The 911-nt window shown below is 54.9% G+C and carries 2 protein-coding genes and 1 pseudogene; all 3 read left to right on the top strand.

Annotation, left to right across the window (positions count from 1 at the left end):
- The coding region (locus tag NWP14_RS27770; protein WP_375216318.1) for a hypothetical protein at nucleotides 1–203 on the top strand (203 nt) is incomplete at its 5' end.
- Entirely contained in the window at nucleotides 200–619 is a 420-nt protein-coding gene (locus tag NWP14_RS27765) for a gp16 family protein (protein ID WP_375216317.1), read from the top strand. The genes NWP14_RS27770 and NWP14_RS27765, both read left to right, overlap by 4 nt.
- Nucleotides 616–911: pseudogene (locus tag NWP14_RS27760) on the top strand (hypothetical protein); the annotation flags it as partial. The gene NWP14_RS27765 and the pseudogene NWP14_RS27760, both read left to right, overlap by 4 nt.

The raw sequence follows: 911 nt of genomic DNA, 5'->3' as shown, positions 1-911 counted from the left end.
TAACCATGAAATACCCCAACGGTAGCATCGTCAAATCGCCATCCCAGCCAGGATTAGGCGTGGTGGTGAATGTATTCGCCATGCCCGATGAGCGGTTTCGTTATGGCGTTCAATGGGACGGCGGCGCGTATGAGGTTTACGAAGAGCGCGAAATCGCGTGGGCCACTGTCGATCACCCCAAAGTTTACGGGAGCCTGGTATGACACCGAATGCAAAGGGCCTGATAGGGGCCATCAAAGCCGGCCAGGCGTATTTGCGTCTGGATGATGAGACTTATCGCCAGGTGCTGGCCAACCTCACCGGCGGTAAAACGTCCAGCCGTCAGTGTTCCCTGGAGGAGCTGCAGCGGGTTCGCGAATACATGCATCAGCAAGGGTTCCCGCGAAAATCCGCCAAGCATGGCCGCAGGCCGAAAGTAGCGCGCTCAAAAGAAGCCATCCTGGCCAAGATTGAAGCGCTGCTGGCCGAGGCTAAGCGGCCATGGAACTACGCCGAGGGATTAGCCGCCCACATGTTCCAACAGCATGTGCTGGAGTGGTTGACCGTTGAGCAGCTGTCATCGGTGATGAAAGCGCTGATCATCGACGCCAAGCGCCGCAAAAACAGGGGGAAATCATGAAGTACAGTGAGATTAAGCCCGATTTAAGCCAGGTTGAATCGCTGTTACCGGAGGTGGTAATTGAGCTGATCTCACTGATTGGCTACGCCAAAACCGAAGTGCTGATCAGCAGCATCGGCGGTATCACTTATAAGGTCGGGAAATCTATCCGCAAAAAGGGTAACCGGCGTGGTGAGTTGCTCATTGAGCTGGTCGGCAAGGAAACGGCCAGGATAATAGAAAAACATTTTGGCAGCGAGCCGGTTTATGTTCCACGCTGTGATAGCGCTCTGCGTGAGTGGCGTAATCGCCA

Origin of the sequence: Klebsiella sp. C349492 (assembly GCF_042055345.1) — a bacterium.
GTDB lineage: Bacteria > Pseudomonadota > Gammaproteobacteria > Enterobacterales > Enterobacteriaceae > Klebsiella > Klebsiella scottii.
The sequence above is the reverse complement of the archived record's forward strand: the minus strand, read 5'-3'. Positions and strand labels throughout refer to the sequence as shown.

What these genes read in the sequence shown, in the direction of transcription:
- NWP14_RS27765 (WP_375216317.1), top strand. Translation starts at nt 200, where the DNA reads ATGACACCGAATGCAAAGGGCCTGATAGGGGCCATCAAAGCCGGCCAG.